This window comes from Paraburkholderia sp. D15 (assembly GCF_029910215.1).
In the GTDB taxonomy this organism is placed as follows: Bacteria; Pseudomonadota; Gammaproteobacteria; order Burkholderiales; family Burkholderiaceae; genus Paraburkholderia.
The window spans coordinates 343,339-358,126 of sequence record NZ_CP110397.1; the positions used below are offsets into that span (position 1 = coordinate 343,339).

At 59.8% G+C, this 14,788-nt stretch carries 11 protein-coding genes; 4 read left to right on the plus strand and 7 right to left on the minus strand.

Annotated features, from left to right (window positions below; translation table 11 throughout):
* Nucleotides 1–20 precede the first annotated feature (20 nt).
* The 6 genes from LFL96_RS36155 to LFL96_RS36180 all read right to left on the minus strand — a co-directional run bounded on the left by LFL96_RS36155 (nt 21) and on the right by LFL96_RS36180 (nt 7,633).
* A complete protein-coding gene (locus tag LFL96_RS36155; protein ID WP_281004014.1) occupies nt 21–1,763 on the minus strand; it encodes an IlvD/Edd family dehydratase in 1,743 nt (580 codons plus the stop codon).
* A gap of 28 nt (nt 1,764–1,791) precedes the next feature.
* On the minus strand, nt 1,792–2,880 hold the full coding sequence (yjfF, locus tag LFL96_RS36160; protein ID WP_281004015.1) for a galactofuranose ABC transporter, permease protein YjfF: 1,089 nt from the start codon (nt 2,878–2,880) through the stop codon (nt 1,792–1,794).
* Nucleotides 2,877–3,923: an ABC transporter permease gene (locus tag LFL96_RS36165; RefSeq protein WP_281004016.1), complete on the minus strand. Its 1,047-nt coding sequence runs from the start codon at nt 3,921–3,923 to the stop codon at nt 2,877–2,879. The genes yjfF and LFL96_RS36165 overlap by 4 nt, the downstream gene beginning before the upstream one ends.
* Nucleotides 3,920–5,434, minus strand: coding sequence for a sugar ABC transporter ATP-binding protein (locus tag LFL96_RS36170; protein WP_281004017.1), 1,515 nt, complete (start codon nt 5,432–5,434; stop codon nt 3,920–3,922). The genes LFL96_RS36165 and LFL96_RS36170 overlap by 4 nt, the downstream gene beginning before the upstream one ends.
* Before the next feature lie 103 nt (nt 5,435–5,537).
* Nucleotides 5,538–6,506: an ABC transporter substrate-binding protein gene (locus LFL96_RS36175; RefSeq protein WP_281004018.1), complete on the minus strand. Its 969-nt coding sequence runs from the start codon at nt 6,504–6,506 to the stop codon at nt 5,538–5,540.
* A gap of 152 nt (nt 6,507–6,658) precedes the next feature.
* A complete protein-coding gene (locus LFL96_RS36180) occupies nt 6,659–7,633 on the minus strand; it encodes a LysR family transcriptional regulator (RefSeq protein WP_281004019.1) in 975 nt (324 codons plus the stop codon).
* Nucleotides 7,634–7,790: 157 nt separating this feature from the next.
* On the opposite strand from LFL96_RS36180, the gene LFL96_RS36185 reads away from it, so the two are divergent.
* The 4 genes from LFL96_RS36185 to mmsB all read left to right on the plus strand — a co-directional run bounded on the left by LFL96_RS36185 (nt 7,791) and on the right by mmsB (nt 13,201).
* The gene (locus LFL96_RS36185) at nt 7,791–9,221 is read left to right on the plus strand and encodes an aldehyde dehydrogenase family protein (protein ID WP_281004020.1); all 1,431 of its coding nucleotides are present in this window, start codon (nt 7,791–7,793) and stop codon (nt 9,219–9,221) included.
* 98 nt (nt 9,222–9,319) lie between these two features.
* On the plus strand, nt 9,320–10,384 hold the full coding sequence (gene chvE / locus LFL96_RS36190) for a multiple monosaccharide ABC transporter substrate-binding protein (RefSeq protein ID WP_281004021.1): 1,065 nt from the start codon (nt 9,320–9,322) through the stop codon (nt 10,382–10,384).
* 47 nt (nt 10,385–10,431) lie between these two features.
* The gene (mmsA, locus tag LFL96_RS36195) at nt 10,432–11,979 is read left to right on the plus strand and encodes a multiple monosaccharide ABC transporter ATP-binding protein (RefSeq protein WP_281004022.1); all 1,548 of its coding nucleotides are present in this window, start codon (nt 10,432–10,434) and stop codon (nt 11,977–11,979) included.
* A 1-nt stretch (nt 11,980) separates the two neighbouring features.
* A complete protein-coding gene (gene mmsB / locus LFL96_RS36200) occupies nt 11,981–13,201 on the plus strand; it encodes a multiple monosaccharide ABC transporter permease (protein WP_281004023.1) in 1,221 nt (406 codons plus the stop codon).
* Nucleotides 13,202–14,100: 899 nt separating this feature from the next.
* Here mmsB and LFL96_RS36205 read toward each other — a convergent pair.
* Nucleotides 14,101–14,445, minus strand: a complete 345-nt coding sequence (locus LFL96_RS36205; protein ID WP_281004024.1) for a hypothetical protein — start codon at nt 14,443–14,445, stop codon at nt 14,101–14,103.
* Between the last annotated feature and the right edge of the window lie 343 nt (nt 14,446–14,788).

Genomic DNA, 14,788 nt, shown 5'->3' on the forward strand with positions numbered 1-14,788 from the left:
CGGCGTGTTTCCCCACCGTTTCAATGCGAGTGGCGCGGAACGTCGGCGCCGCGGCAGCCGACCAGAAAATCGAAATCGCAGCCTTGGTCCGCTTGCAGAACGTGATCGACATACAGCTTGCGGTAGCCGCTCGTAAAGCCATCAACGTCCATGCTTTCCCGCGACCAGCGTGCCAGCCGCGCGCTCAGCTCCGCGTCGCTGATGTCGAGATGCAGGCGCCCTGCAAAGCTGTCCAGTTCGATCCAGTCCCCTTCCTCCACGACAGCAAGCGGTCCACCTGCGCGCGCTTCCGGTGCGACGTGCAGCACCACCGTGCCATAAGCGGTGCCGCTCATGCGTGCGTCGGAAATGCGGACCATGTCCGTCACGCCCTGTTCCAGCAGTTTTGGCGGCAGACCCATGTTGCCGACTTCGGCCATGCCCGGATAACCTTTCGGGCCGCAGTTTTTCATCACGAGCACAGAGTTGGCCGTGACATCCAGTTCAGGGTTCCCGATGCGCGCCTTGTAGTCGTCGAAATTCTCGAACACCACCGCGCGGCCGCGATGCTTGAGCAGATTGGGACTCGCCGCCGACGGCTTCAAGACCGCGCCATTCGGCGCGAGATTGCCGCGCAGAATGCACAAAGCACCGTCAGCTACGAGCGGATTCTCGATTGGGCGTATCACCTCGTCGTCATAAATCGGCGCGTCTTTCGTGTTGTCCCACAGTGACTGGCCGTTCGCCGTCAGCGCGTCGGGATGGGGCAGCAGGCCCGCTTCGCCCAGACGCCGTATTACGCCAGGCAGGCCCCCCGCGTAATAGAACTCCTCCATGAGAAAGCGCCCGGACGGCTGCAGATCGACAAGCGTGGGCGTGCCTCGTCCAATGCGCGTCCAGTCGTCCAGTTCGAGATCGACGCCAATGCGGCCCGCAATCGCCTTCAGGTGAATCGTCGCATTGGTCGAGCCGCCTATCGCCGCGTTCACGCGAATCGCGTTTCCGAACGCTTCGGGCGTGAGCAGTTTCGACAAACGCAGGTCCTGCAACGCCATCTCGACAATGCGCATGCCGGACATATGCGCGAGCACATAACGCCGCGCGTCGACTGCGGGAATCGCTGCGTTGTGCGGCAGCGTGACGCCGAGCGCTTCGGCCATGCACGCCATGGTCGAAGCCGTGCCCATCGTGTTGCATGTTCCCGCCGAGCGCGACATGCCCGCTTCCGCCGACATGAAATCATGCAGCGTAATCTTGCCCGCCTTCACCTGCTCGCTCAGTTGCCAGACCACGGTGCCCGAACCGATGTCGCGTCCCTGATGCTTGCCATTGAGCATCGGTCCGCCGCTCACGACAATCGCGGGTACGTCGCAACTCGCCGCGCCCATCAGCAGCGCGGGCGTGGTCTTGTCGCAACCCACCAGCAGCACGACAGCGTCCACGGGATTACCGCGAATCGACTCCTCCACGTCCATGCTTGCGAGATTGCGTGTGAGCATCGCCGTGGGTCGCAAGTTGGATTCGCCGTTAGAAAACACCGGAAACTCCACGGGAAACCCACCCGCTTCGAATACACCGCGTTTGACGTGCTCCGCGAGCTTTCTGAAGTGCGCATTGCATGGCGTCAATTCCGACCACGTATTGCAGATGCCGATAATCGGTTTGCCCTGGAACTCGTGATCGGGAATGCCCTGATTTTTCATCCAGCTTCGATACATGAAGCCGTTCTTATCCTGCGTTCCGAACCATTGTGCGGATCGGAGCGGGCGCTTTTCGTTGGGCATAACGTATTCCCGTTGATAGTCGTTGAATTCAGGTTCTCGGAACCATGGAAAGCGGTTCGGGCTCGCCGTTCGATTCAGGCGACAAAGGCGCGTGCGGCGTAGCCGTTTTTAGTCCTTTACCCAGCGTCGTCCCATTCGATTTGCGCCGCGCAGCGTGCCGTTCGATCACGCGTTGCAGCAGACAGAACGCGCACAGCAGCGCGCCGATCACGATGCGCGTCCACCATGAACTGAGCGTGCCGTCGAAAGTAATCAGCGTCTGGATGGTGCCAAGAATGCCGACGCCGAACACCGAGCCGATCACATAACCCACGCCGCCCGTCAGCAACGTGCCGCCGATCACCGTTGCGGCAATCGCGTCGAGTTCCATGCCCTGCCCCTGCAACCCATATCCCGACAGCACGTACAACGTGAACACCACGCCCCCGAGTGCGGAGCACAAGCCGCTCAATGCATAGACGCCGACCTTCGTGCGTGAAACGGGCAGCCCCATCAGCAGCGCCGAGCGCTCATTGCCGCCGACCGCATACACGTTGCGGCCAAAGCGCGTAAAGTGCGCGACGAAGATCGCGATGAGCAGCGTCGCAACGGCGATCAGCGCGCCCGTGGTGAGCGGCGCGCCGCCCACGTCGATATGAAACGCCGACAGCGCATGAAATGTAGGATCGTCGATCGTGATGGATTGCGTGGTAATCAGAAAGCACGCGCCACGCGCGAGAAACATGCCCGCCAGTGTGACGATGAACGGCTGCAAACGGAAAAAGTGGATCAAGGCACCCATCGCCGCGCCATACGCCGCACCGAAAGCGAGCACGAGCGGCAGAATCACCCAGGCGGGCCAGTGCAAACGCTCGGTGAATACGGCGCACAGGATGGTGGTCAACGCAACGACTGAGCCGACAGAAAGATCAATACCGCCCGACACGATCACAAACGTCATGCCGATAGCGACGATCAGCAGAAACGCGTTGTCGGTGAGCAGACCCATCAACACTTGCAGCGAGAAGAAACCCGTGTACATCACCGAGCCGAAGCCGAACAGCACGGCAAACAGAACGACGGTAACAACGATCGGCAGGATGCGCGGATCGGTCACGCGATCAAAAAGATGACTCATCGTGACGTCTCCGCGAAGCGTTGCTTCGACATGAATGGCAGAACGCGCCTGCATTGCCGCATTAAAACCGCGCGCGCCGTCGACGATTGGATCACGCTGACCGCCAGCACCACCGCCGCCTTGACCACGAGCGTCGCTTCGGGCGGCACGCCTATCGAATACGTCGTATATGTCAGCGTCTGGATGATGAGCGCGCCCAACACCGTGCCCGCAAGACTGAAACGTCCGCCGAGCAGCGACGTGCCGCCTAACGTCACCGCGAGAATCGCGTCGAGTTCAAGCAGCAGGCCGGCGTTGTTGCCGTCCGCGCTGCGCACGTTCGAACTCGCCAGAATGCCTGCCAACGCCGCCGTCAAACCCGAAAACGCATAGACGCCGAACACGATCATGCTCGCGCGCAAACCCACGAGCCGGGTCGCCACCGGATTCACGCCGATCGCACGAATGAAAAGCCCGAGTGCCGTACGATTGACGAGCAATGCGGTCATGACGAGCGCACTCGCCGCTACCCACACCGAACACGGCACACTCGCCAGATATCCGCCGCCCACGCGCAAATAGCCGGGCGCGCCGATTGGAATAATCTGGCCACCTGTCAGCAGTTGCGCGACGCCGCGTCCCGCGACCATCAGAATGAGTGTCGCGATGATTGGCTGCATGCCGATAAAGGCGACGAGGAGCCCGTTCCACGCGCCCGCAAGCAAACCGACTGCCAAGGCCGCGAGCAAAGCGAGCGGCACGTTCGCGGGATTGTCGGCAAGTATCGTGGCCGCCGTGGCGCCCGCGATGGCGACGATCGCGCCGACCGAAATGTCGATGCCACGCGTGGCAATCACGAGCGTCATGCCAAGCGAGACCAGCACGAGCGGCTCCGCGCGATTGAGAATGTCGATAGGCGCGCCGAACAGATGACCGTCCATCAGCGTGATGGAAAGGAAATGCGCATTGTGCGTGAGATCGAGTAGACACAACGCGACAAGCGTGACGAACGGCCACAGCAACGGATGCTGAACGAGCGTTTCAATCCGGCTCCATGGCTTCATTCCGATCCTCCGGCAATCAGGCGATACACGTCATCTTCGGAAGCGGTGTGGCCCGCGACTTCGGCAACTTTGCGGCGATCGCGCAAGACCGCGATGCGATGACTCACGCGCACCACTTCACTTACTTCGGACGATATGAACAGAATGCCCAATCCGTTCGCACACAGCGCCAGCACGCGGTCCATGATCTCGAACTTCGCGGCAACGTCGATCCCGCGCGTCGGTTCGTCGAGAATCAGCATTTTCGGTTCTGTCGCGAGCCAGCGAGCGAGCAAGACCTTTTGCTGATTGCCGCCGGAGAGCAGACCGACAGGCTGCTCCGCATCGCGCGCGCGAATCCCGAGTTGTTCGATATAACGGTCGGCAAGCTCGCGTTGTTTCGACTTGCCGATGCAACGCCACACACCGCGACGCGCCTGCACCGCGAGAATGATGTTCTCCCGTATAGAAAGATCGGCGACGATGCCTTCCTTCTTGCGATCTTCCGGGGAATAGCCAATACCCTGGCGCACGGCGTCGCGCGGTGAATGCAGTTTCACCGGCTTGCCATTCACGATGGTTGCGCCCGTATCCGAATGCTCCGCGCCGAATAGCAGACGCGCGGTCTCCGTTCGCCCCGAGCCGAGCAGCCCCGCGAGACCGAGTATCTGGCCACGCTGCATTTCAATGTCGACCGGATTCATCAGGCCACGCCTGCCGACGCCGCGCATTTCCACAAACGGTTCCGTAGCACTTGCTTGTGCCGGCAGATCGGTGGCGGCACGCTCGAGGCGCTCCGTCACGCGTTCATGCCCAACCATCTTCGACACCAGTTGCGACACAGCCAGATCTTTCGCGAGATACTCGCCTTCGCGCTCGCCGTTGCGCATCACCGTAATGCGGTCGGATATCGCATACATCTGCTCAAGAAAATGCGTGACGAACAGAATCGCAAGACCTGCGTCGCGCAAGTTGCGCAAGACGTCGAAGAGCCGCGTGACTTCGCCGTCGTCGAGGCTGGAAGTAGGTTCGTCGAGAATCAGCACCTGCGCGTCGACCGACAGCGCGCGCGCAATTGCCACCATCTGTTGCACCGCAATGGGGTACGTGTCGAGCGATTTGCTCACATCGACCCAAACATTCAGTTCCGCAAGTGAGCGCTCAGCTTTACGGTGGATGCTTTTCCAGTCGATCATGCCGTACCGTTTGGTTTGACGGCCCGCGAACACATTTTCGGCTACCGAGAGATTCGGGCACAGATTGACTTCCTGATACAGCGTGCGAATGCCGGCCGCTTCCGCTTCAAGCGGCGAAGCCAAATTCACGGCAGTACCGCCGAGTCGGATATCGCCCGCGTCGGGTTCGTGCACGCCGGTCAGTACATTGATGAGCGTAGACTTACCCGCGCCGTTCTGCCCCATCAACGCATGAATTTCTCCTCTATACAGACGGAAATCGACTTCATGCAGCGCGCGCACGCCGGGAAAGCTTTTGCACAACCCTATCGTTTCAAGCACGGGAGTGTCGGTCATGGATCTCGCCGTAAGAAGAGGACGGTGATCCATCGCGTGAGCGCGATGAACTCCATACGTAACTGCATGCAAACGCATGCAGTTACACGCCATGTCCGACGCGTCAGTACTTACGTTGCGGCAGTGTCTGCGCGGCCACGCTCATCGGGAAGATGGTCTCCTCCGTCACGATCCGCTTCGGCAACTGCTTGCCCGCCACCACGTCCTGCACGGCGGTCATCAATTGCGGTCCGAGTAGCGGACTGCATTCCACGTCCACGTTGATCTTGCCCGCAACCATCGCTTCGAATCCGCCTTTGGTCGCATCGAACGAAACGACCGTCACGTCCTTGCCCGGTTTGATGCCCGCCTCTTCCATCGCCTGGATTGCGCCGAGCGCCATGTCGTCGTTATGCGCGTAGACCACGTTGATCTGCTTACCGTAGGTCTTCACGAATGCTTCCATCACCTGCTTGCCGCCCGCGAGCGTGAAGTCGCCGCTTTGCGATGCGATCACCTTGAACTTCGGGTCGTTCTTGATGACTTCCAGCAGACCCGCGCGACGATCGTTCGCCGGCGCGGAACCTACCGTACCTTGCAATTCGACAATATTGACCGGCCCTTTATCGTTCCTGTAATGCTCTTCGAGCCACTTGCCGCCGCGTCTTCCTTCTTCTAGGAAGTCCGAGCCGATCATCGTCACGTAAAGCGACTTGTCTTTCACATCGATATTGCGATCCGTCAGAATGACGGGAATCTTCGCGGCTTTCGCTTCAGTCAGAATCGGTTCCCAACCGGTTTCGACCACGGGCGAAAACGCGATCACGTCCACCTTTTGCGCAATATATGAGCGAATTGCCTTGATCTGGTTCTCCTGCTTCTGTTGGGCGTCGGAGAACTTCAGGTTGATACCCGCCTCTTTCGCGGCCGACTTCACCGACACCGTATTCGCCGTACGCCAGGCGCTTTCAGCGCCGACCTGCGCGAAGCCGAGCGTGATCTTTTTGTCTTCGGCGTGTGCGTTGACACTCGCAACGAGTACCAGCGCCGAACCAAGCATTGCACCGAGCACCGTGCGTCGGATGTGTTTCATGGCTGTCTCCTGATGGATCGCGTCTGCCGCGGCTCGAAGTCCGAGGTCACGAGCTCGTTCGAGCCCTGCGCAAGAGTAGTCTCACGATCTCATGTTGGTCCAATCAGTAATTCGGCGATGTCGATATCAATGTTGGTATATCGTGCTCGGCGTCACGCGTCGATCGTGTCTGTCAACGTCCCGTAGACTTCCGCGGCCGCGCTCTCCAATGCGCGCAGCACCACGTTCGCCGCCGGCGACAACGCCTGATCCTGGCGCGTGATGATGCCGAACGTGTCCATCCGGCAAGACAATTCGATTGCAAGCCGCTTTAACGTGCCGAAGCTCTCGTACTGACGCGCTACTTCGTCGGGCACCACGGCGAGCATGTCGCTTTGCAGCAGCAAGCTCGAAATGGCGAGGAAGTTGTTGGTATTTACCACGTTCTGCGGCGGATTCAGCCCGAGCTCTGCAAACGCAAGATCTATCCGATGACGCAGCACGCTACCGGGCGCGTGCAGCACCCATTGTGCGTTCACAATATCGCGCAGCGTCAGACCGGCAGCCTGTTCGTACGGGTGGCCAGGCCGCGCGACGACGCACAGCGGTTCGTCGGCAATCGGCGTGAACTGCACAGCGTCTTTCAATTGACCATGCTGCGGCAGCACGCGCCCGATCATCACGTCGATCTGGCCTTGCATCAGAAGCGGCAGCATCACGTCGGAGGTCTCGACGTTCAGCCAAATCTGCAATTGCGGGTACTGCTCTTTCACGCGCCCAACGGCAAGCGGCACCATGCGCGCGGCCGCGGCAGCAATCACGCCGACCCGCACTTCGCCCATCAGGCCGACCCGCAACGCGGCAATCTCGTCCTGTGCCTTATTGAGGTTCGATAACACCATGCGCGCATGACGGATCATCACTTCGCCATACAGCGTCGCCTGCATGCCGTGCTGAGTGCGATCGAAAAGCCGCACGTCGAGCGCATCTTCGAGTTCTTTCAGCAATCGCGACGCGGCGGGCTGCGTCATGCCGAGCACGTCCGCCGCGCGACGCACGTTGCCCTCTTCCTCCATGGCTGCGAGCAATAACAGTTGACGCGTCTTCAGGCGCGCGCGCACGAACCAGTTCGAGTATCCCTGTGCCAATGCCGGCTCCCACGTTTTGGGTACAACCCAGTTTCAATGAATAGCGACCAGAACGCCATACCTGCTTTGGTATCGATGCTGGCGAAAAAGTGATTGGAAAGGAATCAGGGGCTTCCTTGGAATCCGACCGTCGAACTATGAGTCGCCTCGCCCCGAGATGAAACGCGAATCGCATCTTCCTCTGGTATTCAAGCACTACCTGAACGGCAGTTGGACGACGAGCGCGACCACGGGCATGTCACTGAATCCGTCCGATCTCGATGAACCCATAGGTGAATACGCTCGCTCCGACGCACGGATGGTGGACGCGGCGATCGATTCGGCGAGCGCCGCGCGCCGCGAGTGGGCGCGCGTCGGCTCGGCACGGCGCGCGGAATCGCTCGATGCAATAGGCACTGAAATACTCGCACGCCGCATCGAACTGGCACGCCTGCTGGCACGCGAACAAGGCAAGACGCTGCCGGAAGCCATGGAAGAAACGATCCGGGCGGGACAGGTATTTCGCTTCTTCGCAGTCGAAGCCGTGCACCGGACCAGCGACTGTCTTCGCGCTCATCGCGGCGCTGCAGCAATGGACGTTGACGTCAGCTCCGAACCGCTCGGCGTGGTGGCGGTCATCACGCCGTGGAGTTTTCCGCTCGCCATTCCCGCCGCGAAAATCGCCGCCGCGCTCAGCGCAGGCAATTGCGTCGTGTTCAAGCCCGCCGAACTGGTTGCGGGTTGCGCGTGGGCACTCGCCGATATCATCAGCCGTTCGGGTTTGCCCGCAGGCGTATTCAATCTTTTGCTCGGCAGCGGCCGGGTCGCTGGTGCGCGGCTCGTCGCGAACGCCGGCGTTCAAGGCGTGAGTTTCACCGGATCGACGCTGACCGCGCGAAGCGTGCTGCAGGCGGGCGCCGCGCGCCGGATCGGCGTGCAATTGGAAACGGGCGGCAACAGCGCACTGATCGTGCTGAACGACGCGAATCTGGACAAGGCGGTCGATGTCGCCGTTGCGAGTGCATATGGGATGAACGGTCAACGTTATGCCGCGGCGTCAAAACTGATTGTCGAGCACGGTGTGCGCGCCGCTTTCACCCACGCGCTGCATTCCCGGCTCGAACGGCTCACCGTCGATCACGCGTTAAAGCGTGGCGCGGACGTGGGTCCCCTATTTGACGAAGGGCGCGTGCAATGCAATCTGGACACCGTGGCAAGAGCCGAAGAACGCGGCGCGCAGCGGATTCACGGCGGCCGCGTGCTGGAGCGTGGGACGCGCGGTTATTTCTTTGAACCCGCGTTGCTGCTTGGAAAAGCAGGCGTGCCGGTGGCGCGCGACGAAGTGTTCGGGCCGATCGCCGTCGTGCTGGACGCCGACGACTACGCGCACGCATTGCACCTCGCGAACGAAACGCCTGACGGCACGTCATCGCCGTGTAGCGGACTGTGCACCGCGTCGCTCGACATTGCGCAGCATTTTCGCCGTCACAGTCACAGCCGTGCAGTCACGGTCAATTTGCCGACCACAGTCGCGGCCGATCCGCCATCCGTCGATTTCGCCCGCGACAACTTTTTTACTCAGCCCCGAATCGTCTATCTTGCAGCCTGAATTGGCGCGCTGTTTACCGTGCCGTCCGCGGTATGCGTGGAATGGCGCCGCAGTCCCACGTCGTGCCCCAACTACAACTCGATCTACCAGGAGACAACATGAAATCGCTCAAACTAGTCGCGGCCGCGCTCGCGCTCAGCTTCTGCGCAGCGGCGCCCTACGCTCATGCCGACGACAACGGCATGGTGGGCATTTCCATGCCCACCAAGTCGTCGTCGCGCTGGATTTCCGACGGCCAGAGCATGGTCGACGCATTCAAGGCCAAAGGGTATCAGCCCGATTTGCAGTACGCGGAAGACGAAGTGCCGAACCAGATTGCGCAGATTGAGAACATGATTACGAAGGGCGTAAAAATTCTGGTGATCGCGCCGATCGACGGCACCACCCTATCCAATACGCTCAGCAAGGCGCAAGCGCGCGGTATCAAGGTGATTGCTTATGACCGCCTGATTCGCGGCACCAGGGACGTGGACTACTACGCGACATTCGACAATTTCGGTGTAGGCGCGATGATGGCCGACTCCGTCGTCAAATCGCTCGATCTGAACAATCGCAAGACCCCCGCCAACATCGAGATCTTTGCCGGCTCGGCGGACGACAACAACGCACACGTCGTCTACGACGGCATGCTCTCCGTCATGAAGCCGTATATGGACAGCGGCAAGGCCGTGGTGCGCAGCAAGCAGGTTGCATTCGACAAGGTCGCCACATTCCGCTGGGACGGCGCGACGGCTCAGGCACGCATGGACAACCTGTTGAGCGCGTATTATGGCAATTCACATGTGGACGCAGTACTTTCGCCGTATGACGGCATCAGCATCGGCATCATTTCCGCGTTGAAGGGCGTGGGTTACGGCACCGCGCAACAGCCGATGCCCGTGATTACCGGCCAGGACGCGGAGATTCCGAGCATCAAGGCGATCATTCGCGGCGATCAGAAAACCACTGTTTTCAAGGACACGCGTGAACTGGCGAAGGCCGCCGTCGACATGGCGGACGCCGCGCTGAACAACAAACCGGTTCCCGTCAACGATACGAAAACCTATAACAACGGCGTGAAAGTCGTGCCGACATCTCTGCTGAAACCGGTTCTGGTGGACAGCGGCAACTGGAAGACCGTGCTCGTTTCGAATGGCTATTACAAGGAATCGCAACTCAAGTAAGTCCGCGTTTGCACCTTGCGAGAATCCACGGCAACAGGCACGAGTTCATGAATACGATTCTTGAAATGCGCGGTATCCAGAAGAGCTTTGGCGGCGTCAAGGCGCTGAACAATGTGAATCTGACTGTCCGCGAAGGCGAAATTCACGCGATATGCGGCGAGAACGGCGCCGGCAAATCGACGTTGATGAAAATCTTGAGCGGCGTATATCCGCACGGCAGTTATGCCGGAGAAGTGGTGTATCGCGGAGAAGAACGCAGGTTTTCGGGAATCCGCGACAGCGAACACGCGGGCATCATCATCATTCATCAGGAACTGGCGCTCGTGCCCATGCTGTCCATTACCGAGAACATTTTTCTCGGTAACGAACAGGCGACGAGCGGCGTGATCGACTGGGATGCGTCGTATGCGAAGACGCGGCAACTTCTGACGAAGGTCGGCCTCAGCGAGTCGCCGGATGTGCCCGTGGTCACGCTCGGTATCGGCAAACAGCAACTGGTTGAGATTGCGAAAGCGTTGTCGAAAGAAGTCAAACTTCTGATCCTTGACGAACCCACCGCCAGTCTGAATGAAAAAGACAGTGACACGCTACTCAAGCTGCTGATCGAATTGCGCGAGCGCGGCGTCACTGCCATTCTCATTTCTCACAAGCTGAATGAAATCTCGCGCGTGGCGGATGTCATTACCGTGGTTCGTGACGGCTCGACCGTCGACATGCTCGACTGCAAGGCCGAAGCCATCAGCGAGGATCGCATCATCAAGGCGATGGTGGGACGCGAGATGAACGACCGCTATCCGCCGCGCACGCCACATACGCCTGAAAAGCCGCGTATCGGCGAAACGATGTTCGAGGTGAACGACTGGAAAGTGCACCATCCCGGTCAGACGGAGCGGCTGGTCATCAAGGGTGTGAGTTTTCAGGCGAAGCGCGGCGAAGTGGTCGGCATTGCCGGACTGATGGGCTCAGGTCGCACGGAACTCGCGATGAGCGTGTTCGGCCGTTCTTACGGCAAGAACATTTCCGGCACGGTGAAGATCAAAGGCAAGGAAGTGGACGTATCCACGGTGCCGAAAGCCATCCGCCACGGCCTCGCCTACGTGACGGAAGATCGAAAAGGCGCGGGCCTGCTGCTCGACGACACCATCAAGCGCAACATCTCGCTCGCCAATCTCGACTCGGTATCGCGTTTCTCTGTGGTGGACGAATACGCGGAAAGCGTTATTGCGCTGGATTACCGCGCGAAGCTGCGGATTCGCTGTCACGACATAAGCCAGAAAGTGGGCAATCTGTCGGGCGGCAATCAGCAGAAGGTGGTGCTGAGCAAATGGCTGCACTCGGCACCCGAAGTACTCATTCTCGACGAACCCACGCGCGGTATCGATGTGGGTGCAAAGTACGAGATCTACACCATCATCAACCAGGCAGCGAGTGACGGGAGATGCGTCGTCATGATCTCTTCCGAAATGTCGGAACTGCTGGGCATGTGCGATCGCATCTATGTAATGAACGAAGGACGCATTGTCGACGAAATCTCCGGCGCGAACGCCAGCCAGGAAGACATCATGCGTGCCATCATGAGAAATGGAGCTCACTGAAATGCGCGAGTCTGTTCAGACGCCGGTCGCGTCCACGTCGTCCGACGTGCAAGCCTCTCACGCCGACATCCGCCGCTCGGTCAAGCGCGGCCTGCGCGAATACGGCCTGGTTGTGTCGCTCGTGATCATCATGGGCTTCTTTCAGTTGTCGACCAACGGCACCTTGATGCAACCGCTGAATCTGACGAATCTGATTCTTCAGAACAGCTATATCGTCATCATGGCGCTCGGCATGCTCATGGTGATCGTGGCCGGTCAGATCTATCTCTCTGTCGGATCGATTTCCGGATTCATCGGTGCGCTAGCCGCGTTGCTGATGGTGCAAGGGAACGTGAACCCGGTGCTCGGCACACTGGCTTGCGTGGTGGCAGGTGCGGTGATCGGCGCCGCGCAGGGGTATTTCGTCGCGTTCTGGCGCATGCCGTCATTTATCGTGACGCTCGCCGGCATGCTCGTCTTTCGTGGATTAACCATCACCCTGCTGCAAGGCCAGTCTATCGGACCTTTTCCCGATGTATTCGCGATTGTCAGTTCCGGCTTCATTCCAGATTTCTTCCACGGGCAGGAGATTCGCATTACGTCGCTGTTGCTCGGTCTTCTGGTCGGTCTCGCTTTTTTCTATATCGAGTTCCGTCAGCGAAACCAATCCGCGAAGCACGGCGTGGGCAATCGCTCTTTCAGCATGTTCATTGTCAGAAACGTGGTGCTCACGGCGTTCATTGTCGGATTCAGCTATATGCTTGCATCGTATCGCGGCATGCCGACCGTGCTCATCATCATGGCAGCACTCATTAGCGCCTATACGTTTCTGATGAATCGCACCACGATAGGACGGCGCATTTACGCGGTGGGCGGCAATGTAAAAGCCGCGAAGCTCTCGGGCGTCAACACCGAACGCGTCACGTTCTATGCATTCGTCAATATGGGTGTCCTCGCGGCGCTCGCAGGGCTTATTTTCGCGGCCCGGTTGAATAGCGCCACGCCGAAAGCCGGCGCTGGCTTCGAACTGGACGTGATCGCCGCATGTTTCATCGGTGGCGCGTCGGCATCAGGCGGTGTCGGTAAGGTGATGGGTGCCGTAATCGGCGCATTCATCATGGGTGTGATGAACAATGGCATGTCGATCATGGGAATCGGCATCGACTATCAGCAGGTCATCAAGGGACTCGTCCTACTCGCCGCCGTGTTTATCGACGTGTACAACAAGAACAAGATTGCTTAATTTTCGCTGCTACGGGTCTGATTGTTGCCCTGATGCGTTTGCCCAACTTCCGACACAGCTGGACCGCTCGACTGCGGTCTCTGCACGAGTACACGGACCTTCGCATTTTGAACCGGCCGAGGAACCCTTCGCAGGCCGCGTTATCAAAGGCGCATGCTTTGCGTGACAACGGTCGAAAAAGCCCGGCTGATCACGTTGGCCGTCTCTACCTGCGGGTGCGGGACCGGCAGCGATGGTGGCATGTCTAGCCGCGCAACTCGCCGCCTTGCGGTGACGGCGGAGCGTTAAATCGGCGATCTGCCGGCGAATCCGGCCAACCACGCCACGCGCCGACGGGCCCCGTGGAGCGACTGCGGCAATAGCAATAGCGCTCGACCGCGTCGCGGACGCGCACAGCGAGGACAGGGGCGTGGTGTCGTCCGGACTACGCATACTCCTCCGTTTGCATCGCAAGATAACGAATTGGCGTGCCAATATTACGATCCATCAATGGACAGAAAATCAGGGATAGACGCCGTAACGTAATTATGGCCGAAGCTTTGCCGACGCTAATTCGAACGCGCCGCCCTTCCTTAATCGAGGCCGGATCGGGTCATTATTTTTCGCCTCCCGGCACACCGCGTGCTCGGCACACCGCCGCCTCTTAATCCCTATCAGCGCGAACGGACGCGAGGTGTGGAAAATATCTGTGGCGGACAGCATCACCGATTCGTTGACGAGTAGCTCAAACAGTCATCGAAGGTGAGCAGGGAAACGGCCATAGATCTACGACCGTAACAGTGCAAAAACAACAGCGAAAACGACAACGTAACCAAAAGCGGCTGGAAACGGAGGCCGCCGGAGCTACCGGTCAGCGCCAGCGCGTATTGTGCGGCAGCCGCTCCTCCACGCCTATCCCGTCACTGCCCCTTCGTATCGCTGCTTGCATCCGCGCCGGGGGTGTTGGTGGTGTCGGTCATCGGCTTCTTCGTTTTCGTTTTCGACTTGGTGGTGTGATGCATTTTCATCGAGCCGGAACTGGAACTCATCGCCGCGCCCGACGAAGGTTGATTGCCGTCGGTCGGCGCCGCCGTCGCCGCGCCATGCGCGTTGCCCGAGCCGCCGCCGCCGCCGCCGCCGTTTCCGCCGTTGCCGTTACCGCCGCCCGACGACTGCGCGAATGCCGCGCCCGACACCACGATCAGCGCCGATGCCAGCAATGCCTTCGCCATGCTTCCCTTTGCGCTTCCCTTGAAGTGGTTCATCGAAATCTCCCTGGTGAATGTGGATAGAGAACGCGCGCCGCCTCGCCGGCAAGCCGGCAAGGAGCGGCGTGCGCTGTCGTGCAACAGCGCCGCAAGGGCCATGCCTCGCACGCATCCGCACCCCGCACCGGAAACAGAACCGTGGGAACGCCCGTTGCTGACTCCCCGTTACATCAACCTGTAGGGAGGCACATCATGATCAACCAGTTTCCAGCCAGCGGAGTTTCGCGCCGTACGTGCGCGGCTGGAACGCCGTCGACAAGATACGGCGGGCAAAAAGCGAAGGTACATTCCCGGACGTTCTGGTGCGCTGGTCGCATCCGCCGGACCACCGGCCTACCAC